Annotated in this window: 25 protein-coding genes; 5 read left to right on the top strand and 20 right to left on the bottom strand. The window is 61.2% G+C overall.

Annotated elements, in window-relative coordinates; translation table 11 throughout:
* A complete protein-coding gene (locus C2U40_RS01700) occupies window positions 1-168 on the top strand; it encodes a hypothetical protein (protein ID WP_005308905.1) in 168 nt (55 codons plus the stop codon).
* A 49-nt stretch (window positions 169-217) separates the two neighbouring features.
* Here C2U40_RS01700 and C2U40_RS01695 read toward each other — a convergent pair whose 3' ends face one another.
* Window positions 218-1,216 carry a Preprotein translocase subunit SecY gene (locus C2U40_RS01695; RefSeq protein ID WP_181014796.1) on the bottom strand — a complete coding sequence of 333 codons (999 nt, stop codon included), beginning with the start codon at window positions 1,214-1,216 and terminating at the stop codon, window positions 218-220.
* Window positions 1,217-1,518: 302 nt separating this feature from the next.
* Between C2U40_RS01695 and C2U40_RS01690 the strand changes: the two genes are divergently transcribed.
* A complete protein-coding gene (locus tag C2U40_RS01690; RefSeq protein ID WP_103827802.1) occupies window positions 1,519-1,842 on the top strand; it encodes a hypothetical protein in 324 nt (107 codons plus the stop codon).
* A gap of 52 nt (window positions 1,843-1,894) precedes the next feature.
* Here C2U40_RS01690 and C2U40_RS01685 read toward each other — a convergent pair whose 3' ends face one another.
* The 4 genes from C2U40_RS01685 to rpsF form a co-directional block, all read right to left on the bottom strand.
* Complete coding sequence (locus C2U40_RS01685; protein ID WP_103827803.1) at window positions 1,895-2,635, bottom strand: ferredoxin--NADP reductase; 741 nt, start codon at window positions 2,633-2,635, stop codon at window positions 1,895-1,897.
* 100 nt (window positions 2,636-2,735) lie between these two features.
* Window positions 2,736-3,182, bottom strand: coding sequence for a 50S ribosomal protein L9 (rplI, locus tag C2U40_RS01680; protein ID WP_011704669.1), 447 nt, complete (start codon window positions 3,180-3,182; stop codon window positions 2,736-2,738).
* Between the two features lie 52 nt (window positions 3,183-3,234).
* Complete coding sequence (gene rpsR, locus C2U40_RS01675) at window positions 3,235-3,465, bottom strand: 30S ribosomal protein S18 (RefSeq protein WP_005308890.1); 231 nt, start codon at window positions 3,463-3,465, stop codon at window positions 3,235-3,237.
* A 30-nt stretch (window positions 3,466-3,495) separates the two neighbouring features.
* Window positions 3,496-3,882: a 30S ribosomal protein S6 gene (gene rpsF, locus C2U40_RS01670; protein ID WP_005308887.1), complete on the bottom strand. Its 387-nt coding sequence runs from the start codon at window positions 3,880-3,882 to the stop codon at window positions 3,496-3,498.
* Between the two features lie 237 nt (window positions 3,883-4,119).
* On the opposite strand from rpsF, the gene C2U40_RS01665 reads away from it, so the two are divergent.
* The gene (locus C2U40_RS01665) at window positions 4,120-5,343 is read left to right on the top strand and encodes an Nramp family divalent metal transporter (RefSeq protein WP_168755383.1); all 1,224 of its coding nucleotides are present in this window, start codon (window positions 4,120-4,122) and stop codon (window positions 5,341-5,343) included.
* 65 nt (window positions 5,344-5,408) lie between these two features.
* Window positions 5,409-6,299, top strand: a complete 891-nt coding sequence (locus tag C2U40_RS01660; protein WP_181014797.1) for a hypothetical protein — start codon at window positions 5,409-5,411, stop codon at window positions 6,297-6,299.
* 33 nt (window positions 6,300-6,332) lie between these two features.
* Here the strand turns inward: C2U40_RS01660 and C2U40_RS01655 are convergent, their stop codons facing one another.
* From C2U40_RS01655 to rnr, 7 genes are all read right to left on the bottom strand, one after another.
* A complete protein-coding gene (locus C2U40_RS01655) occupies window positions 6,333-7,169 on the bottom strand; it encodes a DMT family transporter (protein WP_029304635.1) in 837 nt (278 codons plus the stop codon).
* Window positions 7,170-7,286: 117 nt separating this feature from the next.
* On the bottom strand, window positions 7,287-8,147 hold the full coding sequence (locus C2U40_RS01650) for a DMT family transporter (protein WP_029301975.1): 861 nt from the start codon (window positions 8,145-8,147) through the stop codon (window positions 7,287-7,289).
* A 218-nt stretch (window positions 8,148-8,365) separates the two neighbouring features.
* Window positions 8,366-8,815, bottom strand: a complete 450-nt coding sequence (locus C2U40_RS01645) for a GNAT family N-acetyltransferase (protein WP_065479588.1) — start codon at window positions 8,813-8,815, stop codon at window positions 8,366-8,368.
* A gap of 72 nt (window positions 8,816-8,887) precedes the next feature.
* A complete protein-coding gene (locus C2U40_RS01640; protein ID WP_103827836.1) occupies window positions 8,888-10,084 on the bottom strand; it encodes a lysozyme inhibitor LprI family protein in 1,197 nt (398 codons plus the stop codon).
* A gap of 94 nt (window positions 10,085-10,178) precedes the next feature.
* Window positions 10,179-10,739 (bottom strand): Crp/Fnr family transcriptional regulator, encoded by a 561-nt coding sequence (locus C2U40_RS01635; protein WP_103827805.1) that lies wholly within the window; start codon window positions 10,737-10,739, stop codon window positions 10,179-10,181.
* A gap of 10 nt (window positions 10,740-10,749) precedes the next feature.
* Window positions 10,750-11,499 (bottom strand): 23S rRNA (guanosine(2251)-2'-O)-methyltransferase RlmB, encoded by a 750-nt coding sequence (gene rlmB, locus C2U40_RS01630; RefSeq protein ID WP_103827806.1) that lies wholly within the window; start codon window positions 11,497-11,499, stop codon window positions 10,750-10,752.
* Complete coding sequence (gene rnr / locus C2U40_RS01625) at window positions 11,496-13,889, bottom strand: ribonuclease R (RefSeq protein WP_016349442.1); 2,394 nt, start codon at window positions 13,887-13,889, stop codon at window positions 11,496-11,498. The genes rlmB and rnr overlap by 4 nt, the downstream gene beginning before the upstream one ends.
* Before the next feature lie 134 nt (window positions 13,890-14,023).
* Here rnr and C2U40_RS01620 point away from each other — a divergent pair, with 134 nt between their 5' ends.
* Window positions 14,024-15,046, top strand: a complete 1,023-nt coding sequence (locus tag C2U40_RS01620) for a GGDEF domain-containing protein (RefSeq protein ID WP_181014799.1) — start codon at window positions 14,024-14,026, stop codon at window positions 15,044-15,046.
* Window positions 15,047-15,108: 62 nt separating this feature from the next.
* Here the strand turns inward: C2U40_RS01620 and luxS are convergent, their stop codons facing one another.
* The 8 genes from luxS to C2U40_RS01580 all read right to left on the bottom strand — a co-directional run bounded on the left by luxS (window position 15,109) and on the right by C2U40_RS01580 (window position 22,697).
* Window positions 15,109-15,618, bottom strand: a complete 510-nt coding sequence (luxS, locus tag C2U40_RS01615; RefSeq protein WP_011704660.1) for an S-ribosylhomocysteine lyase — start codon at window positions 15,616-15,618, stop codon at window positions 15,109-15,111.
* A gap of 18 nt (window positions 15,619-15,636) precedes the next feature.
* On the bottom strand, window positions 15,637-16,230 hold the full coding sequence (locus tag C2U40_RS01610) for a transglycosylase SLT domain-containing protein (protein WP_308457478.1): 594 nt from the start codon (window positions 16,228-16,230) through the stop codon (window positions 15,637-15,639).
* 61 nt (window positions 16,231-16,291) lie between these two features.
* Window positions 16,292-16,630 (bottom strand): nitrogen regulatory protein P-II, encoded by a 339-nt coding sequence (gene glnB, locus C2U40_RS01605; RefSeq protein WP_005308848.1) that lies wholly within the window; start codon window positions 16,628-16,630, stop codon window positions 16,292-16,294.
* Window positions 16,631-16,639: 9 nt separating this feature from the next.
* Complete coding sequence (locus C2U40_RS01600; RefSeq protein WP_103827807.1) at window positions 16,640-18,262, bottom strand: NAD+ synthase; 1,623 nt, start codon at window positions 18,260-18,262, stop codon at window positions 16,640-16,642.
* Window positions 18,263-18,335: 73 nt separating this feature from the next.
* On the bottom strand, window positions 18,336-20,435 hold the full coding sequence (locus C2U40_RS01595; RefSeq protein ID WP_103827839.1) for a type IV pilus modification PilV family protein: 2,100 nt from the start codon (window positions 20,433-20,435) through the stop codon (window positions 18,336-18,338).
* 12 nt (window positions 20,436-20,447) lie between these two features.
* A complete protein-coding gene (locus C2U40_RS01590; protein ID WP_103827808.1) occupies window positions 20,448-21,545 on the bottom strand; it encodes a PilX N-terminal domain-containing pilus assembly protein in 1,098 nt (365 codons plus the stop codon).
* A 1-nt stretch (window position 21,546) separates the two neighbouring features.
* Window positions 21,547-22,170, bottom strand: coding sequence for a PilW family protein (locus C2U40_RS01585; protein WP_103827809.1), 624 nt, complete (start codon window positions 22,168-22,170; stop codon window positions 21,547-21,549).
* On the bottom strand, window positions 22,161-22,697 hold the full coding sequence (locus tag C2U40_RS01580; RefSeq protein WP_103827810.1) for a GspH/FimT family pseudopilin: 537 nt from the start codon (window positions 22,695-22,697) through the stop codon (window positions 22,161-22,163). Before C2U40_RS01580 ends, C2U40_RS01585 begins: the two co-directional genes overlap by 10 nt.
* Window positions 22,698-22,719: the final 22 nt, after the last annotated feature.

Below are 22,719 nucleotides of genomic sequence, written 5' to 3'. Positions count from 1 at the left end.
ATGGCTCGAATGTTTCTTATTCCTCTGTTGCTGGCCCTGGGGTGGTGGGCGTTTCTGCTCTACTTCCGCATCCCGCTCAAACAGGGGGCCAAGGGCTTTTACTGGATCATCGGCATCGGCGGCGGGCTGGCCGCCTTCCTCAGCCTGATGATGGTGCTGACCCACTAGCACAGCCCCCGCGCGGCAATAAAAAGGCCACCCTGTGGTGGCCTGATGATCAACTCCCCTGCGAGCTGAGATGGTAGTGGCGGTTGCTGCCCTGCCCCAGCACCCCCTGGGCCAGCAGATGCTGGAACACCCGATCCACCTCCTCCAGCGATAGCGACAGCGCCTCTGCGACCCGCCGCTTGCTGCACTTGAGCTCGCCGCTCTCCAGCGCGCTGCGCACCTGAGCCACCACCTCCGGCTCGGGTTCCGGTCTGGCCACCACGGCGGGCACCATGGCCGCCACCTCAGCCTGGCGGGCCAGGGTCTGCTCCCTGGCCTGCTGCCACAGCCAGCTGCGGCGAAAGCGGTTCTCCTCGCCGATCAGGCTGACGAAGAAGGCGCCAAACACGTCGAGCAGCACCGAGAGGAAGCAGACCAGCAGAAACTGCACCTGACTGATGCTCATGCCAACGCCATCCGCCAGGCTGCTCATCAGCCCCAGCATGGAGGATTGCTCGTTGATGGGCTTGGCATCACGCTCCTGGCGCAGTTCATCCTGACGCAGCCGGAGCTTGGTGTTGGCCTGCTGCAGCCCGCTGACGCCGCTGGAGATGCGCGCCATCTCGATATACTTGCGGGCCGCCTCCTCGTTGAGCTGGATCTGCCGCTCTATGCTGGCGATCTGTTCGTCGAAGCGGGCGATCTCACGCTCATGGCGCGCCTGTTGGTTGAGGATGGTGTTGGTGGCGCTGTTGATGCCGCCGATGCTGCCACCGATGGAGATGGCGGCCAGCACGCTGTAAAACAGCAGCGACCAGAAGGCCCCGCTCAGCTCCCGCCGCGCCTTGCACTCGCCGTACTCGTACCAGACGTAGAACTTGCCCAGCTCGAAGATGATGGCCAGGCCGCCGAACAGCCACTTCATCAGAGGGTTCTCGTCGATGGAGAGAAACAGCAGCAGGGAGAAGACGATGGAGGCCAGAATGGCCAGCCCGGTAAAACTGTACACCGTGGTCAAGGCGAACCACCCCTTGGGGTAGCGCAGCACGGTAGAAGCCTGTGTAGTCATGATGAAGGGGGGGCGATATGCAGGAAAAGTTGGCTGCCGATTATAGTCAGCCGAGCCACAGAATGAAGGCTAATCATTTGAATTGACTCAGATACCTTCACAAACGGACAGGCTGCGACCAGATTGGGCAAATTGTCGACGCCTCCCCGTTGTCTGCCGCGGCAAACCCCGCTAGCCTGATCGCCTGCCCACCCGCGGCAAGCCAGCATGACATGCCCGCCAACTGATGTCGTGCCTGGTTCCGGTCCGGTTAAGGCGCCAGCTTCTACACTGAGACCAATACTTCCGCACTCGAGGTCATCATGCACAAATCCATACTGCTGCTCTCCCTGCTGCTCGTCCAAGGCGTGGCCGTGGCGGCGCCCCCCTCCAAGAACAACGATGACGTCAAACTCTCCACCGACGACATCAAGCTGGACATCAACTGGGATCAGAAAGAGTACGACTGGTGGCAAAATAACTGCCTGGATCTCGGCATCGGCGACAGCCGCATCCAGCTCAACTGCGACAAGATGGACGGCAAATACCGGGACCACTACAACCGCAGCATCCACAGCGGCAACAACCCGGGCCAGGGCCACAACAAGCAAAAAGGCAACGGCAACGGCAACGGCAAGAAGAATTGATCGTCATCCCCGTTACCCTGACACAGGGGCCGAGGCCCCTGTGTCCATTCCTCTACCAGTAGTTCTCCGCACTGATGTTGCCGGGCGCCCGCCGCAGGTTCTTGGCCAGCCCCAATGACAGCAGGGTCTGCTGGGTCTCCTTCACCATGGCCGGGTTGCCGCAGATCAGCACCTGACTCAGCTCGGGAGCAAATTCCAGCCCGACCCGCGCCTGCAACCGACCGTCGGCGATGGCGGCCGGGATCCGCCCTCCCATCGCCTCGGGCCATTCCTCCCGGCTGACGAAGGGCACATAGCGAAAACGCTCGCCGTGGCGGGCGGCAAAACCCGTGATAAGCTCCCGATAGCTCAGCTCTTCCCCCTTGCGCACCCCGTGCACCAGCACCAGATTCTCGAAACAGGCGAAGGCTTCCCCGTCGGCCAGCATGGAGAGGAAGGGGCCGATGGCGGTGCCGGTGGAGAGCAGCCAGAGATCGCGCCCGGCCGGTATCTCGTCCAGGGTCAGAAAACCGGTCGCCAGGGATTGCACCAGCAGGCTGTCGCCCGCTTGCAGTGAACCGAGGGACGGAGTCAGTTCCCCATCGGGGATTTCGACGAAATAGAACTCGTGATAGGGGGCAGACGGGGGATTGACGAAGGAGTAGGCCCGCTGGACGCGGCGATCGCCCTGCTCGAGGGCCAGTTTGGTGAATTGCCCCGCCTTGTAGGGGGCCAGCTCGGCCGCCACACGCAGGGAGAACAGGGTGGGCGTCCACTCGATGCGCTCAAGGACGCGACCTTCGACCCAGGCCATAGGGATCTCCTCCAGAAGAACGGATCCTTACTCTAACCCTGGGCCTGAAAATAAAAAACCCGCGCAAGTGCGCGGGTTTTTCTGCAAAAGCGAATCGCTATTACAGGGCAACAACCTGGATCTGTACGGTTGCTTTGACGTCAGCGTGCAGCTGAACAACAACTTCGTAGTCACCGGTGTTACGCAGAACGTTGCCCATGCGGACTTCGCTCTTGGCAACGGCTACGCCGGCAGCAGTGATGGCTTCAGCCACGTCACGGGTACCGATGGAACCGAACAGCTTGCCTTCGTCGCCAGACTTGGAGGCGATAACAACGGCAGCCAGTTCACCCAGCTTGGCAGCGCGCTCTTCAGCGGCAGCTTTACCGGCGGCCAGTTTGGCTTCCAGTTCAGCACGGCGAGCATCGAAGGTCTCGATGTTGGCCTTGGTAGCCATAACAGCTTTGCCTTGCGGGATCAGGTAGTTACGGGCATAACCAGCTTTCACGGAAACTTGGTCACCCAGACCGCCCAGTTTGGCGATTTTGTCGAGCAGGATAACTTGCATTACCTTTCCTCTATAAATTTCGTTGAGTTAGGCTTAAGCGCCGGACCGATTCTTACTTGTTGTGCAGATCGGTGTACGGCAGCAGAGCCAGGTAACGAGCACGCTTGATGGCGCGTGCCAGCTGACGCTGATACTTGGCGCGGGTACCGGTGATACGGCTCGGTACGATCTTGCCAGATTCAGTGATGTAGTTTTTCAGAGTAACGATATCTTTGTAGTCGATCTCGGTAACGTTCTCGGCGGTGAAGCGGCAGAACTTACGACGACGGAAATAACGTGCCATGGCCTTTATCCTCTAGTCAGTGATCCAGAATTACTCTTCGGAAGCAGCTTCAGTAGCTTCTTCGCGGCGCTCGTCGTCACGACGGGTGAAGCGCTCTTCCTTGGCCTTGGCCATCGGAGAAACTTCAGTCACGGCGTGCTTGGTGCGCATGATCATGTTGCGGATAACGGCATCGTTGAAGCGGAAGTTGGTTTCCAGCTCATCGATAACGGCTTGCTCTGCTTCTACGTTCATCAGAACGTAGTGGGCTTTGTGCAGTTTGTCGATCGGGTAAGCCAGCTGACGACGGCCCCAATCTTCCAGGCGATGAATGGTACCACCGGAGGTGGTGATGGCGCCGGTGTAACGCTCGATCATGCCAGGTACTTGCTCGCTCTGGTCCGGATGAACCATGAAGACGATTTCGTAATGACGCATTTTAGCTCCTTACGGATTAATTCAGCCTCCGCCCAGGTGCAGCCAGACCTCGGAGGCAAGGAACATAATGGTGTTTAGACGCTGCTTTTCTAGGGCGGCGTATTGTACAAAATCCCATCCCCCACTGCAACCAGCCGCCACCGATGTTTTTATCTATGGGAACAATACAAAACTTCAATTGATAATAATTATCATTTAGATCTATTCTATCTCCATGCACTTATGGAGGCTGATACCATGCAACCCGCGCTGACCACGGCCATCCCGGCCCGCAAATTCAAGCTGACCCTGCTCGGACCGGCCTTTATCGCCGCCATCGGCTACATAGATCCGGGCAACTTCGCCACCAACATTCAGGCCGGATCCACCTTCGGCTACCAGCTGCTGTGGGTAGTGGTATGGGCCAACCTGATGGCCATGCTGGTGCAGACCCTCTCGGCCAAACTCGGCATCGTCACCGGCAAGAACCTAGCGGAGCACATTCGCGACCGGCTGCCCAAGCCAGCAGTCTGGGCCTACTGGGTACAGGCGGAGATCATCGCCATGGCCACTGATCTGGCCGAATTCATCGGTGCGGCCGTGGGCTTCAAGCTGCTGCTCGGGGTCACCCTGCTGGAAGGGGCCGGCATCACCGCCGTGGTCACCTGGGGCATTCTGATGCTGCAATCTCGCGGCCAGAAACCGCTGGAGTTCGTGGTGGGCGGCCTGCTGCTGTTCGTGGCGGCGGCCTACATCGTCGAGCTGGTGTTCTCCCGCCCCCATCTGCCGAGCCTGCTGGAAGGCGCCCTCTTCCCCGGCCTGCCCAACAGCGACGCCGTCTATCTGGCGGCCGGCGTGCTCGGTGCCACCGTGATGCCCCACGTCATCTACCTGCACTCGGCACTGACCCAGCACACCCAGGATCAGGGCTCGGTCCCCCAGCGGCTGCACACCACCCGGGTCGACGTGGCCATCGCCATGACCATCGCCGGCTTCGTCAACCTGGCCATGATGGCCATGGCGGCAGCCGCCTTCCACAGCTCCGGCAACCAGCAGGTGGCCGAGCTGGAGTCGGCCTACCAGACCCTGACCCCGCTGCTGGGCCAGGCGGCCGCCACCCTGTTCGGCCTCTCGCTGGTCGCCTCCGGCATCAGCTCTACCGTGGTGGGCACGCTGGCCGGCCAAGTGGTGATGCAGGGTTTCGTGCGCTTCACCATCCCGCTCTGGCTGCGCCGCGCCATCACCATGGCTCCCGCCTTCGTGGTGATCGCCATGGGCCTCAACACCACCGAAATCCTGGTGCTGAGCCAGGTGGTGCTGAGCTTCGGCATCGCGCTGGCTCTGATCCCGCTGCTGATATTGACCGGCGATCGCGCCCTGATGGGGCAATATCGCAACCACCCGGTGACCCAGGCAGTCGGCCGCCTCATCGTCGCTCTGGTGATCGGGCTCAACGCCTACCTGCTGGTCGCCATGATCTAGCCCACCATCCACTCCCAAGGCCGGCTCGTTAACCGAGGTTAATGAGCCGACCTGCGCTTTGGCGTATGCTGGCGGCTCTCTTCCTCTTCGATTTGCGGGAGCCATCCATGCCACATACCCGAGCCAGCTTCGTGCTGGGCCACCATCAGGAGCAGGCCAGCGTCATCTGCTGCCAGAGCGGCGACACCAGCCTGCTGGTCACCGACCTCACCCCCTTTCATCCCCAGAGCCACCTCTGGCCCGATCAGCCGGGTGACGTGGGTACCGTGCATTGGGAGGGCGGTGACGCGACCGTCGGCCCCTGTCGCATGGGGGCCATCAGCCCGGATGGGGAGCTGTTCGTCGACCAGGCGATCCCGGTCAAGCGGGGCGCAGAAGGATGGCGCTTCGTGGTGGTGCACCCGCTGGCCGGTCACTGTGCGCTGCCAGTGGGCAGCCAGGTGACACTGCGGGTGGATGCCGAGGCTCGCCACGCCCTGAGCCTGGGCCACAGCGGCTGTCATCTGGCGGCACTGGCGCTCAACCGGGCACTCGTCCCCTACTGGCGCAAGGAGGTCAGCGAGCGGGATGCGCTAGATCAGCCGGACTTCGACCGCCTCGCCATCCAGACCTCGCGGGTCGAGCCCATGGGCTCGCGCGAGCAGTACCGGATCGGCAAGAGCCTGCGCAAGAAGGGAGTCAACAGCGAGGCGCTGCTGGCAGACCTGGCGCAGATTGAAGTGCAGGTCAACCGCCAGCTGGCCGACTGGGTAGCAAGCGGGGCTGACATTCGCCGCAGCCGGGCCGGCGAGGCGATCATCGACTCCCGTTACTGGCACTGCTCGCTGGAAGGCCGGGAGGTCACCATCCCCTGTGGCGGCACCCATGTGGGCAGCCTGGCCGAACTGGGGCAGGTACAGGTGCAACTGGCCTCCTGTGAGGAAGGAATGACCCTCACTACCCGGGTCACTCCCTGACCGACCGGCCCGGATGCCTTAAGCCGCCTCCCCCTAGCCGAGGCGGATCAGCAGGATGCCGCCCAGGATCACCAGGGCGGCCAGCAACCGGACCCGCCCCAGCGTCTCCCCCAGCCAGCCCCAGGAGAGCAGCACCGCAAACAGCACGCTGCTCTCGCGCAGGGCCGCCACCAGGCCGATGGGTGCCTTGGTCATGGCCCAGATGACGATACCGTAGGCCAACAACGACAGGGCGCCCCCGATGGCGCCGCTGCGCCACGCCGCAGGCCCCAGCTCGCGCCAGGCGGTGCGACTCTGCCAGCGCATCAGCAGCGGCATCATCAACGCGGTGAGGGCGAACAGCCAGAGGGTATAACGTATCGGCTCACCGGCCGAGCGGGCTCCCGCCCCATCGGACAGGGTGTAGGAGGCGGTAAACAGCGCCGTGATGAGCACCGCCTGCAGCGCGGCCGGCGCCAGCCGCAGGCCGCCGCGCCACGCCATCAGCAACACGCCGCTCACCAGCACCACGGCCCCCGTCACCGCCACCATCCCCGGCACTTCACCCAGCAGCAGGGCACCGAACAGCAGGGTCACCAGAGGAGCACTGCCCCGGGCCAGCGGATAGATCTGGCCGAACTCACCCAGTCGATAGGCCCGACCGAGAAAAAGACAGTAGCCGCAGTGCAGCAGGATGGAGAGCGCCAGCCAGGGATATTCGGCCGCCACCGGCCACCCCACCAAGGGCAGCAAGGGAGCGGCAAACAGGCCGGAGCAGAGGGAGACCAGCAAGACGCTGACGCGCCCCTCGGCCTGGCGCTTGGCCAGCGCATTCCAGAGCGCATGCAGCAGGGCGGCCAGCAGGATGGCAGCAAAGATGGTAGGGGTCACAACAGGGTTCCGATAGCAACAGGCCGCCCAGCATAGCCGGTTTGCCCGGCCATGACAGAGAGCGGCCTCATAAGATGCCTGTTTTTCTCACCCACCGGCCTGCTGCCAATGGGGATGTCAGCGCAATCGACGCTGCCAGTGAATGGCCAGCAGGATGAAACTCACCCCGACCCAGAGGTTCCATGCCGGGATCTCGCCAAACAGCCAGACCCCCAGCAGCACCACGAACATCAGGCCCGAGTACTCGGTCGCCGCGATGCGGTTGGCCTCTACCTGGCGATAGGCATAGAAGCAGCTGGCGTGATAGAGCAGTTGCATGACGCCGCTGCCGCCGATCAGCACCAGCAGTCGCCAGTCCACCGGCTGCCATTGGTGTACCGCCAGCCCGGCGGTCAGCGGCAGAGCCAGCAGGTTGGCCCAGAACAGGGTTGCCACCACCGAGATCCCGGCTGGCAACTTGCGCCCCGTAATGTTGAACAACGCCAGGGTGAAGGCGGTCACCAGGGCGCCCAGCCCGGCCAGATGGAAATCCCCCGGCCGCAGCACGAACACCACCCCGAGCAGCCCCATGCCTCCCAACAACCAGACGCGGGAATTGATCTTCTCCTTGAGCAGCCAGGCCGCCAGCGGCAGCGTCAGCAACGGGGAGACATAGAAGATGGCGTTGGCCGTGGCCAGCGGCAGCTGGGTCAGGGCCAGCATCATGCCACCCCCGCCGAGCAGGCAGAGGTGGCCGCGCAGCAGGTGCCACTTCCAGGCACCCAACCCCCAGGCTGAGCGCGGTACCCGCAGCATAAAGGGCAGCAGCACCAGCAGGGTCAGCAGCTGGCGCAGGAACATGTATTGGAAGGGGCTGAAGCCGGGGCCGATCAGCTTGACCAGCACGTCGGAGAAGGCCTGGGCCAGATTGCCCAGCACCAGGGTGATGATGGCGAAGGTTTGCAGGTCCAGTGCGAACCGCTTGCGCAACAACTCCATCAGCGACAGCCGCTCGAGTGGCGAACGCTAATAAAATGGCTCAACGGCTCAATCGCTGAATCTTGTTCTGAATTAATGGGGTAAAAGACCATTTTTAAAACCTATCCATCAACTGTTGCCGATTAATCACTCAGAGGGTACCCACTAACATGGCGCCGAGCACCCGTTTTCTTTACTACCTCAAGACATAATAATTTCATTGTTATGCTTAAAAGGTATTAAGAGGAGCTCATGCCGATGTGGGGAATGTCATCTTCCAGATAGGGTTCACCCACGGCAGTGAAGCCGTGACGACCGTAGAAACCTTGCAGGTGTGCCTGCGCCCCCAGATAGATGCTGACCCCTGGCCACAGCCGGGCACACTCCTGCAACGCCTGCTGCATCAGCCGATGACCCAGGCCATCGCCTCTCGCCTCGGGCGCCGTCACCACCCGACCGATCACCACCTGCTGCGCCTTGGCCACACCGGGTGCCATCAGCCTGGCGTAGGCCACCAGAGCCCCATCCTGCCAGCCGAGCAGGTGCAGCACTCCATCCCGGCGGTCTAGGCCATCCAGGTCCTGGAAGGGACAGGTCTGCTCGACCACAAACACCTCGACCCGCAGGGCCAACAGGTCATACAGCTCGTCCGTGGTGAGTTCGCACCAGGGTTTCAGGATCCAGTTCATCCGCGACTCCATGTAAGGGGAAAGGTGCAGCATAATCGATGTGCCAGCCTCCTTCATTAACCATTGTTAATGTTAGGCATCCTCGCTCAAGTCCCATTCTTCGATGAAATCTAGGCGCTGATTAAGCCAGATTGCCACGATGTTGTTCACGGCGATCTCGGCGTTTTGGACCGACATCCCCTTCTCTTCCTGCAGCCAGGTAAGTGTGAGCTGCCGCACCTCCGCTATCGCCTTGAGCATGGCCTCACGCTCGGCGACCGGCCATACCTTCGCATCCCCGTTGCGTATCCGTGGTTCAGCAGCCGAGGTCGACCTCCCTGCCTTATCGATAGCAATAAAATCCTCGGGGGCAAGATTGATATGCAGCTCGTCTATCCGCCAATCGGCGAAGGTACCGAAAACTATGGTGCCAAAAGAGGAGGAGATGCGTTCCATCTGTGTATTGAAGAGCTGGCTAAGACGCTGCCAGACCGGACGCCGGAACAGATCATCTGGAAGAGAGCAGTAAGGCGCCATGTTATCGCGGCTTGATCCCCAGAGCCCGCCAAAGGCGTCATATGCAGGCCAGCCGATGCGTTTAAAGATAAAGCAGTGTCGCTGTGACTCGGGATTGGATCGCTCTTCCAGCACCAGACGCAGCAAGGTCAAGGTCGCGCTGGCACGGGTTGCGGGCTTCTCGTATCCCAAATCGGCGGCCATAGACGCGGTATATTCGTTATTGAATCTGGCCAATACCTGGGCATAGCGAGCACGCGCCAGCTTGTCGCTGACCCCGCTCGCCGACTCGAACTGATGAAGATAGAGCAGCCACACCGAAGCCTCGGCACTACGGTAATCATTCAGCTTGACCGCAGCAGCGGCGGGATCGACCTGGATCAGTTGCACTGTCTCGGTGAACGCCTTGTCTTGTTGTGCGACCTGCTCGCCGAGCACTTTGATACGGTGCGCCATGCTGTCTCGCAAGCACTCTGGCAGTTGCGATGTCTTCTTACTGCAGGCGTTACGCTGTTTAAGCCACTGACGCTGTTCGGCAAGCAGTACATCCGCTTGAGATGAATCAGCACTATCACGAGCCTGTTCATAGCGATCGGCCAGCTGACTGTCGAGTGCGCCTAGCACATCTTGTTGGCAAATCGTGTGTTCGATGACCGTACTGGCCACCCCACAATCAAACGAGGCAGTCTGTGCGGTAGCCGAACCAACACACGCCCCTACCGTGGTCAGCAACCACAACAGATTAAAAGCAGAATGGGTAACAAACCTTCTCATATGTGCACTCCCGGACTCATGGCGAACCGTGCACATCATACGGAGATTCTCGAGTGGCAACAGCGCCGTATGCTTGCAATACGCCATTCGACGATCAGGGTGTATTTCGCATTCTCTTGCGAATGCGGCTCAGGCTGATGGGGGTGATGCCCAGATAAGCGGCGATCTGGTGATCGGGCACCCTGGCCTCCAGCGCGGGAAAACTGCGCAGAAAGTGCTGATAGCGAGCCTGCGGGCTTTCGGTCAGCAGCAGCAGCTCCTTCTCCTCCTTGATGCGCAGCTGCACCGCCAGCAGATGCTGATACCAGGCGGGCCAGCAGGAGAGCGTGCGCAGCTCGGCCAGATTGAACAGCAAGAGCCGACAAGGCTCCAGCGCCTCCACGCTGTAGCGGGCCGGCTCGCCACTGAGCAGGTGGTGGAAGTCGAGGAACTCGTCACCCTCCCAGTAGAACTCCTTGATGTACTCGCGGCCATCCGCCAGCACCACCTTGGCCCGCAGCAGCCCCCGTTCCACCATCACCAGCAGATCGGGTCGATCGCCAGCATGCCAGAGGCAGGCACGGGGGCTCAGGGTCAGCGGCCGGGCAAAAGAGAGGAGGCGCGCGGCCTCCTGCTCATCTGTGACCCGATCCCGGCAAAACGGGGGTCTGTCCATTCAGCTCGCCTCAGGCACGACGCTGGCGCACGGCTTCAAACAGGCAGACGCCGGTCGCTACCGAGACGTTGAGGCTGGATACCGTCCCTGCCATCGGGATGCTCACCAGCTCGTCGCAATGCTCGCGGGTGAGGCGACGCATACCCTTGCCCTCTGCGCCCATCACCAGCGCCATCGGGCCGGTGAGTTTGGCCTGGAACACGTCGTGATCCGCCTCGCCGGCGGTACCGACGATCCACACGCCACGCTCCTGCAGCTCGCGCAGGCTGCGAGCCAGATTGGTAACCTGAATGAGCGGCACCACTTCGGCAGCGCCACAGGCGACCTTGCGCACGATCGGAGTCAGGCCGGTGGCCTTGTCGCGCGGCACGATCACCGCATGCACGCCGGCCGCATCGGCGCTGCGCAGGCAGGCGCCCAGATTGTGCGGATCGGTCACACCATCCAGCACCAGCAGGAAGGGTTGAGTCTGTTGCTCGGCCAACTTGTCCAGCAGGCTGGCCAGGTCGTGCTCGGCCAGCTTGGGCGCCTCTTTCACCCGGGCCATGATGCCCTGGTGATTGTTGCCCTCTGCCTTGTCGTCGAGCGTCTTGCGGTTCACGCTCTGCACCTTGAGGCCGAGCGCATCCAGCTCCGCCAGCAGGGGTTGCAGCCGGTCGTCATCGCGCCCCTTGAGGGCCCACACCTCGATGAAACGCTCCGGGGTGCGCTCCAGCAGCGCGGATACAGCGTGAATGCCGTAGATCAGTTCAGTACTCATTTAGTGCTCTTGGCCTTGTCGCGAGCTTTTTTGCTCGGTCGTCTGTTGCTGGGTTTGGCGCGGCCGCCCTTGTCGGATTTGCCGTGATCCTTGCCCTCTTTACGTTTTTCGTGACGCTGTGCGCTCTTGGCCTTCTCTTTCTTGATCTCGGCCTGCTTGCGCGCCATCTCTTTGGCGTTCTTGCCGGTGGCCTTGAGCGGCTCTTCCACCATCACGAAGTCAATCTTGCGATCGTCCAGATTCACGCCCATCACCTTGACCCGCACCTTGTCACCCAGACGGTAGCGGCGGCGGAAGTTCTCGCCGATCAGTTGCTGGTGCAGCGGGTCGAACTGGTAGTAGTCGTTGGTGAGGGTGCTGACGTGCACCAGACCGTCGATGTGGATCTCCGCCAGACGCACGAAGAAGCCAAAGCCGGTGACGCTGGCGATGACGCCGTCAAACTCGTCACCCACGTGATCCAGCATGTACTCGCACTTGAGCCAGTCGGCCACGTCGCGAGTGGCGTCATCGGCACGGCGCTCGGTCATGGAGCAGTGCTCGCCCATCGGGTCCACTTCTTCCAGCTGGTAGTGGTAGCCACCGCTCGGGGTCCACTTGTGGCGCAGGTTGGCCTGCTGCTCCTTGGCGGTCTGATACTTGATCGCACGATGCAGGATGAGGTCGGGGTAGCGACGGATCGGCGAGGTGAAGTGGGCGTAGGACTTCAGAGCCAGACCGAAGTGACCGATGTTGTCGGCCTGATAGATGGCCTGACGCATGGAGCGCAGCAGCATGGTGGAGAGCAGCTCCGCATCCGGGCGCCCTTCGAACTTGGCGGCCAGATCGGCGAAATCCTTCGGCTCGGGCTCCAGGCCCCCCTTGAGCTCCAGACCCAGTTCGGCCAGGAAGTCACGGAAGCCGGTCAGACGCTCTTCGCCCGGGCGGTCGTGCACCCGGAACAGGGCGGCGGCCTCGTTCTTCTCGATGTAGCGGGCCGCGGCCACGTTCGCCTGGATCATGCACTCTTCGATGATCTTGTGGGCGTCGTTGCGCACCAGCGGCACGATGCGGTCGATCTTGCGCTGGGCGTTGAAGATGAAGCGGGTCTCTTCGCTCTCGAACTCCACCGCACCCCGCTGATGGCGGGCATGCTTGAGCGCCTTGTAGAGGTTGTTGAGCTCCTCGATGTGACCCACCAGCGGCTCGTACTGCTGACGCAGCTTGGGATCCCCTTCCAGGATCGCCGCCACCTTGGTGTAAGTCATGCGGGCATGGGAGTTCATCACCGCTTCGTAGAACTTGTAGCCGGACATGCGGCCGGCGGCGGAGATGGTCATCTCGCACACCATGCAGAGGCGGTCGACCTGCGGGTTGAGCGAGCAGAGGCCGTTGGAAAGTACCTCCGGCAGCATGGGCACCACGAACTCGGGGAAGTAGACCGAGTTGCCGCGCTGGTAGGCTTCGGTGTCGAGGGCGGTGCCCGGCTTCACGTAGGCGGAGACGTCGGCAATGGCCACCCACAGACGCCAACCGCCGCCGCGCTTGGCTTCACAGAAGACGGCGTCATCGAAGTCACGGGCATCTTCCCCGTCGATGGTCACCAGCGGCAGGGCGCGCAGGTCGATGCGGCCCTCTTTGGCCTTCTCCGGCACCTGCTCGCCCAGACCGGCAACCTCTTTGGTCACCTCTTCCGGCCAGGTGTGCGGAATGCCGTGGGTACGCAGGGCGATCTCGATCTCCATGCCGGGCGCCATGTTTTCACCCAGCACTTCCAGCACGGTACCGACCGCATTGAAGCGGGCGGTGGCGCGCTGATTGATGCGCACGACCACGACCTGGCTCTGGCGAGCCCCCTTGTTCTCCCCTTCCGGGATGATGATGTCCTGGCCGATGCGGCTGTCATCCGGCACCACGAAGCCGACGCCGTTCTCGACGAAATAGCGACCAACGATGTCCGCTTCACGGGATTTGAGCAGACGTACCAGACGCGCCTCCTGGCGCCCCTTGCGGTCGATCTCGGTAGGCTGCACCAGGGCGTAGTCGCCGTGCATCAGGCGCTGCATCTCGCGGTTGTTCAGGAACAGATCCGGGCCACCACCCTCGGGGCGCAGAAAACCGAAGCCATCTTTGTGGCCGAGCACGTAGCCTTTCACCAGATTCAGGCGATCCGGCAGGGCGTAACACTGGTTGCGAGTGAATACCAGCTGACCATCACGCTCCATGGCGCGCAGACGACGGCGCAGGGCTTCCAGCGGCTCTTCTTCGGTCAGCTTGAGGACCTTTGCCAGCTCTTCACGGGACATGGGCTTTTCATGGCCCTTGATGAGGTCGAGGATCATCTCGCGACTGGCGATGGGATTCTCGTATTTTTCGGCCTCGCGTTCGAGGAAAGGATCTTTTTGAGACATAAGCAGGCCTTAGGGTAGGTGGTAACGGTGCCATTATATCGGAGGGGGGGGCGAATGGCATCCATCGACTGCCTTTTGGCCAATCTCTCTGTCATACTATGCACAGTTTGCAGGCATGATGAGACATGGAACTCATGAGCAAGGACTCGTTCGCCCAATCCGCCGCCTATCTCAAGCAGGCGGTTCCCCTGATGATCAAGTATCAAATCCCCACCACGCCGGATAATTACACCCTTTGGTATAACTACGTGGCGGCCAGCATGCCCGAGCTCAATCAGGCCATCGATCAGGCCATCAAGCTGCAGGGAACCTGCTCTCTCACCACCTGCGAACGCCTCTATCACCAGCACCTCGCCGCGCAAGATGAGCAGCAGATGGAAACCATGAAGCTCAATCTGGCCGCCATGGCCAACGAGCTTGGTCACACCATGCAGGATGCCCTCTCCGACACCGGCATGTTTCAGGACATGCTCGACAAGAGCTTCGACCGATTGAGCCTCATCGACGACGAGGGGCTGAGCCTGGAAGACACCATGGGGATCCTGCGGGATCTGGTGCGCGAGTCGCGGGACGTGCGCATGTCCACCATGCACTTTCGCAACCAGCTCAGCAGCGCCGAGAAGGAGATCAAGGAGCTGCGCGAGGCGCTCAACGAGACCCGCAAGCTGGCCAACGAGGATGCCCTCACCAGCCTGCTCAACCGGCGCGCCTTCGATCTGGAGATAGAGAGCCTGATCCGCAACAAGCAGCCCTTCTCCCTGATCCTGTCGGACATAGACCGCTTCAAGAACTTCAACGACGAATATGGCCACCTGCTGGGAGACCAGGTGCTGCGCGCCTTCAGCAAGCGGCTGCGGGAAACCTGCAAGGAGGGCGTCACCGCCTACCGCCTCGGCGGCGAGGAGTTTGCCCTGCTGGTCCCCATGCGCAGTCTGGCGCTGAGCCGCCAGATGGCGGAGAGCCTGCGCCGGGCCATCGAGAAGATGTCGATCCTGGATCGCAAGTCGGGCCGGCGCATCGACCACATCACCGCCTCGTTCGGGGTCGGTGAATACAGCGGTCAGGAGACGGGCGACAGCCTGGTCGAGCGCACCGACAAGCTGCTCTACAAAGCCAAGGAGCTGGGTCGCAACCGGGTGATGCCGCTGCCATCCTGATTCCGTCAGCACGCAAAAAGGCCGGTCATTGACCGGCCTTTTTCATGTTTGCCATCCCGGGTTCAGAGGCTTTTCAGCTTCTCTTCCGGCAGGGCCAGCTCGTCATTGCGGTTGACGCCGATGCCGCGCTCCAGCACGTGGCGGGCGATGGCATGGGCCTCTTCCAGTGAGTGCATGCTGTAGGTACCGCACTGGTATTCGTTCAGCTCGGGGATCTTACCCTGCTCCTGCACGGTCAGCACGTCGCTCATGGCGGCCTGCCAGGCGGCACCAACCCGGGCTTCGTCCGGCGCACCGATCAGGCTCATGTAGAAGCCAGTCCGGCAGCCCATGGGGGAGATGTCGATGATCTCCACCCCGTTGCCGTTCAGGTGGTCACGCATGAAGCCGGCAAACAGGTGCTCGAGGGTGTGAATGCCGCGCTCGGAGAGGATCTCCTGGTTCGGCACGCAGAAACGCAGGTCGAACACGGTAATGGTGTCCTTGTTCGGGGTCTGCATGGTCTTGGCCACACGCACCGCCGGCGCAGCCATGCGGGTGTGGTCAACGGTAAAACTGTCCAATAACGGCATTTCTGACTCCTGATTTGGTTACCAGAACCAGCCCCCGCTGGAGAGCTGATCCTTGCATTGTCGATACTGGGCGCCGTAGCGCTGGGCGCGGGCCTCCACCTTGCGGGATGTCTTCATCAGCCATCCCTTGCTGCGGTAGCTGCCACGCCGATAGCCACCCCACCCTTCGTGATAGTTGAGATACTGGCCATACGCATCCCACTTGGAGGTGCCGTTCAGCCGCTGGGCCTTGTGAGTGTACCAGCCCATGAAGTCGATGGCGTCGGCAAAGTCGTCGCGATCGCTCCAGCCGTTGCCGGTTTCCCGCTGGTAGTCAGCCCAGGTTTCATCCTTGACCTGGGCATAGCCGTAGGCGGAACTGGCACGCCCGGTCGGGATGAAGAGGAAATACTGCATCGGCGGCTGGGCATCGTGCACGAAGGAGGACTCCTGATACATCATGGCCATCACCACCTGGATCGGGGTTCCCCACCTCTCGTTCATCTTGAGCGCCGCCTTGTGCCACTCCGGCTTCTCGCGAAAAATCTGGCACAGGTTTTCCGGCTGGGCCGGCGGCCGGGTACTACAGGCGGTCAGACCGGCCAGCAGGCCGGCCACCGCAACGAGGCGCATCCAGGACATCAGCGGGATCGAGTCTCCATTAGTTGGCTCATCACGAGGCACGGCCATCTCATCAGATGGCGTCTTCGTTCTCTTCGCCGGTACGGATACGAATGACGCGCTCCACCTCACAGACGAAGATCTTGCCGTCACCAATCTTGCCGGTGCGGGCGGTGTTCTGGATCGCTTCCAGGCAGGCATCGAGATCCTCGTCCTGCACCACCAGCTCCACCTTTACCTTGGGCAGGAAGTCGACCATGTACTCGGCGCCGCGATAGAGCTCGGTGTGGCCTTTCTGACGGCCGAAGCCCTTGACCTCGGACACTGTCATGCCGTTGATGCCGATCTCGGCCAGGGCCTCGCGCACATCGTCCAGCTTGAACGGTTTGATGATGGCTTCAATCTTCTTCATGGTGACTCCTTACCAGTTCTGTTTGCCAAACCCGGACGTGATGGGGTAACGGCGATCCTTACCAAAGTTGCGGGCCGTGATGCGGGGCCCGACCGCCGCCTGACGGCGCTTGTATTCGTTGAGATCCACCAGCCGGATCACCTTGCGCACCACCGCCTCTTCGAAGCCCTCCGCCACCATGTCAGCAACGGAGGCGTCTTCTTCCACATAGCGCTTGAGGATGGCATCCAGGATGTCGTAGGGGGGCAGGCTGTCCTGATCCACCTGGTCCGGCGCCAATTCTGCCGAAGGCGGGCGGTCGATGACTCGCTGCGGGATCACGTAATCGACGGTATTGCGATATTCGCACAGCTTGAAGACCAGCGTCTTGGGCACATCTTTCAGCACGTCGAAACCGCCGGCCATGTCGCCGTACAGAGTGGCATAGCCGACCGCCATTTCACTCTTGTTGCCGGTGGTCAGCACGATGCGACGACGCTTGTTGGAGAGCGCCATCAACAGCACGCCGCGGCAGCGGGCCTGCAGGTTCTCTTCAGTAGTGTCGCGAGCAGTGCCCTCAAACAGCGGTGCCAGCTGGGCCATAAAGCCCTCGAACATCGGCTCGATGGAGATGATGTTGAACTCCACCCCCATCCGCTCGGCCTGCTCCTTGGCATCTTCCACACTCATCTGCGCGGTGTAGCGGAACGGCATCATCACCGCCTGCACCTTGTCGGCGCCGATGGCATCAGCCGCGATGGCCAGGGTCAGTGCCGAGTCGATGCCGCCGGAGAGGCCCAGCACGGCGCCGTGGAAGCCGTTCTTGGTGACATAGTCGCGCACCGCCAGTACCAGTGCCTGATAGATCTCGGCCAATGGCTCCAGCGGTGCCGCGGGTTCCCGCTCTTTCACCGGTTGACCATCGGTAAAACGCACCAGCGCCAGCTCTTCGGCAAAGGGAGCCAGCTTGTGGGTCAGCTCGCCCTGGCTGTTGAACACCTTGGAGCAGCCGTCGAAGATCAGTTCGTCCTGACCACATACCTGATTGAGGTAGACCAGCGGCAAACCGGTCTGATCGCAGCGTTCGGCCATCAGCTCGCGGCGGATCCAGGGTTTCTCCTGATCATAGGGCGACGCATTGATGGTGAGCAGCAGCTCGGCCCCCGCAGCCTTGGCGGCCAGCGCCGGACCCGGCTGCCAGAGGTCTTCACAGATGAGCAACCCCAACTGATGACCACGGAAGGGGACCACACAGGTCTCTGTTGCCGCAGTGAAGTAGCGCTTCTCGTCGAATACCCCGTAGTTGGGCAGATCCTGCTTGAAGTAGCGTGCGACCAGCTTGCCTTGCTCGTAGAGGGAGGCGGCGTTGTAGAGTGCCTCCCCGTCGCGCCAGGGGTGACCCACCAGAATGGCGCAAGCCCCCTGCCATGCCGCGATGCGGGCCAGGGCGGCCTCCACCCGGATCATAAGATCGGCGCGCAGCAGCAAATCTTCCGGCGGATAGCCGGTCAGAGCCAGTTCGGAGCAGACCAGCAGATCGGCACCTTGCCGATCGGCCTCGGCGGCTGCCGCCAGCACCTTGTCACAGTTATCTTCGATGGCGCCTACCGTCAGATTCAACTGGGCAAGCATCAGAGAGAGGGCTTTTGCCATGGCGATGCATCTTGAATTCGAAAATGATGGGGAATGATAAAGAAAAGGCGCTGGCTGTGCCAGCGCCCAAGGCTCAAGGGGTGCAAGTCAGGCTGGTCGCGTTGGTCACTCCGTTGTCCACCAGCAATGAACAGGGGCCGCTCAACACCTGATTGTTGGACTGTTGCGTCATCTGCACGCTGAAGGAGGGTGGCTGCAACATATAGGTGGTGCTGCCCTGGTTGGAATAGGCGAGGTTGATGGCCAGCGTCGAGTTCGCTGGGGCCGTACACAGATAAGCTGCGGGCTGATTGTTGGCCTGCGGATAGTCGATGCGGCAGGTTGCCCCGGAGTTGGGGGTCGTGATGCTCAGCCTGTTGAACGTATTCTTGCTGCACGCTACCGGTGGGGGATTCTTGCCACCCGTCCCTCGGGTCAGACACTGGATCCAGCCACTGACACTGACGGTCGGTACCGTCTGCGATCCTGTATCCACCTTGACCAGCATGTCCGCCGTCTGCGCCAGCGACTGGTCTCGTGGCGAGATGAGCGAAGCCGTGATACCGGAATTCCCCTGATAAGCAGTGACACGCACGGTGACGCTCTGCAGCACCTGGTTGCTGTCCTTGGTCGACTTCTTCGCCGTCATGTAGCCGCGGCTGTAACTGCCGAAATAGTAGTTGTTGAGATCCACCACCGTCTTGACCGTCTCGTTGGTGACGGCGGCATAGTCAGTAGCATTGCCCGTCAGCAAGTTCTGCGGGGCCATGGCCCACTCCGCCAGCATGGTCAGGTTGATGTCCTGAAACGGTATCTTGGTCAGATAGTCCACTGCACTGGTATCAATCCCCACCAGATAGACAGGGTCGAGCACATCCACATAGATGCCGCGGGCGATGAGCTGCGCCGTACCCGTATTGACGGTGATCCCGGTCGTGGTATCGCCCCCAGCTTCCGCGTTGGTAGCCAGCCAGGCTGAAAAATCGGTGATGGTCGGCAAGGTGGCGGAGGCCCCCTGGGTCCAGTTCAGGGTCGACTTCTGCCAGTCGATGTAGGTCTTGACCACATACTTGATGTATTTCTGATAACTGGCCTGGTTCGCTGGTTTGGCCAGGAAATCGGCCGTGGTCACCACTACCTTGACCAGGTTCCAGTCAGGCAGGGGGCGATAATAGCCATCCAGCCGGACGAAACGGCAGGCATCCACGTACTTGCCGCTGTTCGCCGTGCTGAGGCTGCTGCTGTAGCGTACCCGGCTGGTGTTGAGCGGAGCATAGAAGTTGGTGAAGCCGGAGCCACTGCCATCGAAGTGATCCTTGCAGCAGCTGGTACAGAGAGTAGGCTGGCCATTGACGCTGCTGTCGAGCGTCCCCGTGGTCTTGGTCTGCAGCGAGCCTGATTTCCAATACAGCTGGTTGCTGGCTGAACTGTAGGCCTGACCCGGCAGATAGGCGCTCAGGCTGGAGCCATAACTGCAGGAACAGGAGACGGATGCCATGTCCTGCAGCACCTGCTGGGTGTTGCCGCCCGCAGCGGGTTTGTAAGTCACCGTTTCGAACTGGACCAGCTTGCCCACCAGGCCATCTTTGGATGTGACGGTCGGCAGTGGCTTGCTGGTCTCCTGCTTGTTGCCATCCCCCAGCTCCACCGAGATGACGTCAGGCGCCACCCCGGGGGTGTAGTTGACCTTGGGGCCCTGCCTCGCCGTATTCAAACCGCCATCCAGCTGATCGGAGCTCAAGGATTCAATGGGCGAAACATTGCCGGCCAGTTGCAGCGCCTGAGCCTGCCCTTCACTGTCCGTCCACCCGACGTTGACCGTGATCGCCTTGCGGCCCGGGTAACTCAGGCGATAGCCCGCCGGGGCCACGTTCTGCCAGGTTGAGCCATTCAGATACTGATTGGTCACCGTCCATGCCACCGAGTAGGCCTCACCCGACAGAGTCACGGCCGCACTGGCCGAGGCTATCTGGTTGTAGGCCGTCAGCGGCGCGGTTGCACTCACCACGCCATTGAAATTGCGAAACTCATCCAGCTTGGACTCCGCCAGTCTCATCGCCGTCTCATAACGCCGGCCATCCTGCGAAACCGTCAGCGCCGACTTGGACATGGCGACCAGGCCGACAATACCCACTCCCAGCACCACTAGCGTGATCAGGATCTCCAGCAGGCCAAATCCTTTTTGCCCTTTCATCTCCATATCCCCTTACCAGTCTCGCCAGCTGCCGGGCACCTGATTGACGATCTGGAATGCGGCTCCATTCGAGATGTTGCTCAGGACATCGGCATCATACTTGGCATCGTAGGTACCGTTGGCGTTGCCCAGTTGATAGTTGGAGACCATGGCGCCATGCACGATGGCCCCACCGGTCAGCTTCACGTCCGTCCCGGCGGCTGCGGGGTTGGATGAGTAGGCAAATACCAAGCCATACAGCACCGTATTGCCGTTGACCGCCAGATTGCCATTGCGCACGATGAGAATCACAGGCGCCGTTGCGGAGCCGACATTGGAGGAGGGCTTGCAATCCCCATCCACAATGATGAGTCCAGTTGAGGCAGGACCAAGCGAGCTGCAGTCTGTCAGCTTCTGGGTCGCCCTAGCCTCCAGATTGGCCCAGCCGTTGGCATCATCCTTTTCATTGAACAGATACCAGACCAGGTCGGTCGGGAAGGCAGTATCGTTGTCCTTGATATCCGGCTGCTTGTCCCCCTTCTGACTGATGTTGGCCGAACAGCCGCCGTCGTAGTCCCCCTGATGACAGGTCTGCCCGGTCCCCGTTATCAGGTCGACATTGCCGCTGGTCCAGACCGACAGTGGTACCCCCAGCCCGCCACCATTGGGATTGGCCACTATGGTGAAGTTGCCGCCAACCGCCATGCCGCCGGCCACGGTCAGAGGCGCAGCAGGAGAGCCGGCCAATACGCTGAAACGTACAACCTTGGTTTCAACTGCCGCCTGGGCCTGACTGTTACTAAGAGTCGCCTGGGAACGAACCCTTATCGGCGTCACGACCACCGACCCCACCGTGATGGCTGTATCGTCAGAAGATGACACGGTATAGCTGCCCGTGGTCAAGGTAGTCGTGGCCCCGCTGGTCCTCCAGCTCGGATCCAGCGTCAGCCGCCCCAGTCCATCGGCCAGACCCACTTCCGCCATTGCCATGGCCTGACGATAGAGCACCTCGTTGAGGGTCACTCGCCGATCTGCCACCAGCATCTTGCCAACCAACAGTGAAATGCCCAGCAGGATCAGCACCAGCAACAAAGTGATGGTGAAGGTGGTAAAACCGGCTTGTCGGCTCATGTCAGTACCCATCATTGCGCAGTTTGATATCCCGCTGCAGATTCAGCGTCAGTGCCGGTGTGGCCTTGAACCGCCCGCTCACCATCAATTGCAGCGCCCTCGCCCCGCTGACCTGACTGCTTGGCAGGAGCCTGAACGTCATGGCGGTGATTTCTACGGTATCGTCGCTGGAGATCAGACTGCCATTACCGCAGGTAGTAGTCCCGGTCCCCTGCTTGATCCCCTTGTCAGCACTGCTGTAGCTGTAAACCAGGGTGTCATCACTGCTCAGCACTCCATTTTCATCGTTGTCATAGCGCACCCTGATACAGGTATACAGGCCAGATCCCGTCGCGGTTTCATTCATCAGGTCCGTGGCAGTATCAAAATAGAAGCTGGATCGGCTGCCAGAAGGGGCGGCAAGAAACTGGGTGGCGTTGGCATCATACCCGGCTCGCTGGATGTCTCGTGCCATCATGTCCGTCAGCAACTGAACTTCCTGATTCAGGCGGCTGGTCTGCATGGCGGTGTAATTGGCCTTGAGAATGGTGGCAAACAGCGAAATGACGGCGGCCACCAGCAGCAAGCCCGCCACCATGGCCACCATCAGCTCGACCAGGTTGAAACCCCGCACTTTCAGTTGCATGCCACCTCCCCCGCCAGGTTGCTGACGGCACAGGTACGTACCCGCCCAAGGTTGTTGGTGACCACTTTCATACTGGCGGCCGAGGAGCTCACCGTGATGCTGCCGCTTGGCAAGGTACCGCGCCGGGGGGAGAAGCTGATGGGACGTATCTGGCTTGAGGACTCCGTGTAGGTGCCCGTCAGAATGATCCCGGGAAATTCACTGGCATCAGCGCCTTTGCGCCCCTCGATACTGGAACAGGTGTCGCTGCAACTGGCGCAACTGCCATCGATGCTGATGCGATAGCACCAGCTGTTGGTACCGCTGTTGAACAGGATCATTTGCAAATTGCTGTTGCGTTTGAGCGCTTCGGACTTGAGCAGCATCATGTCGGTGTAGACCGCCTGGGTGGCCGCCTTGACCATCTGATCCTGGCGCAGGGATTGATAACTGGGGATGGCCACGGTCAGCAACAGGGCGACCAAGGACAGGGCAACCATCAGCTCTATCAGGGTAAAACCGGCGGATCTGCCCTTTCTGCCTTCCATCAGCTCAAGACTCCTTTCTTTT

It is taken from the genome of Aeromonas sp. ASNIH4 (genome assembly GCF_002934425.1).
Classification (GTDB): domain Bacteria; phylum Pseudomonadota; class Gammaproteobacteria; order Enterobacterales; family Aeromonadaceae; genus Aeromonas; species Aeromonas hydrophila.
The sequence above is the reverse complement of the archived record's forward strand: the minus strand, read 5'-3'. Positions and strand labels throughout refer to the sequence as shown.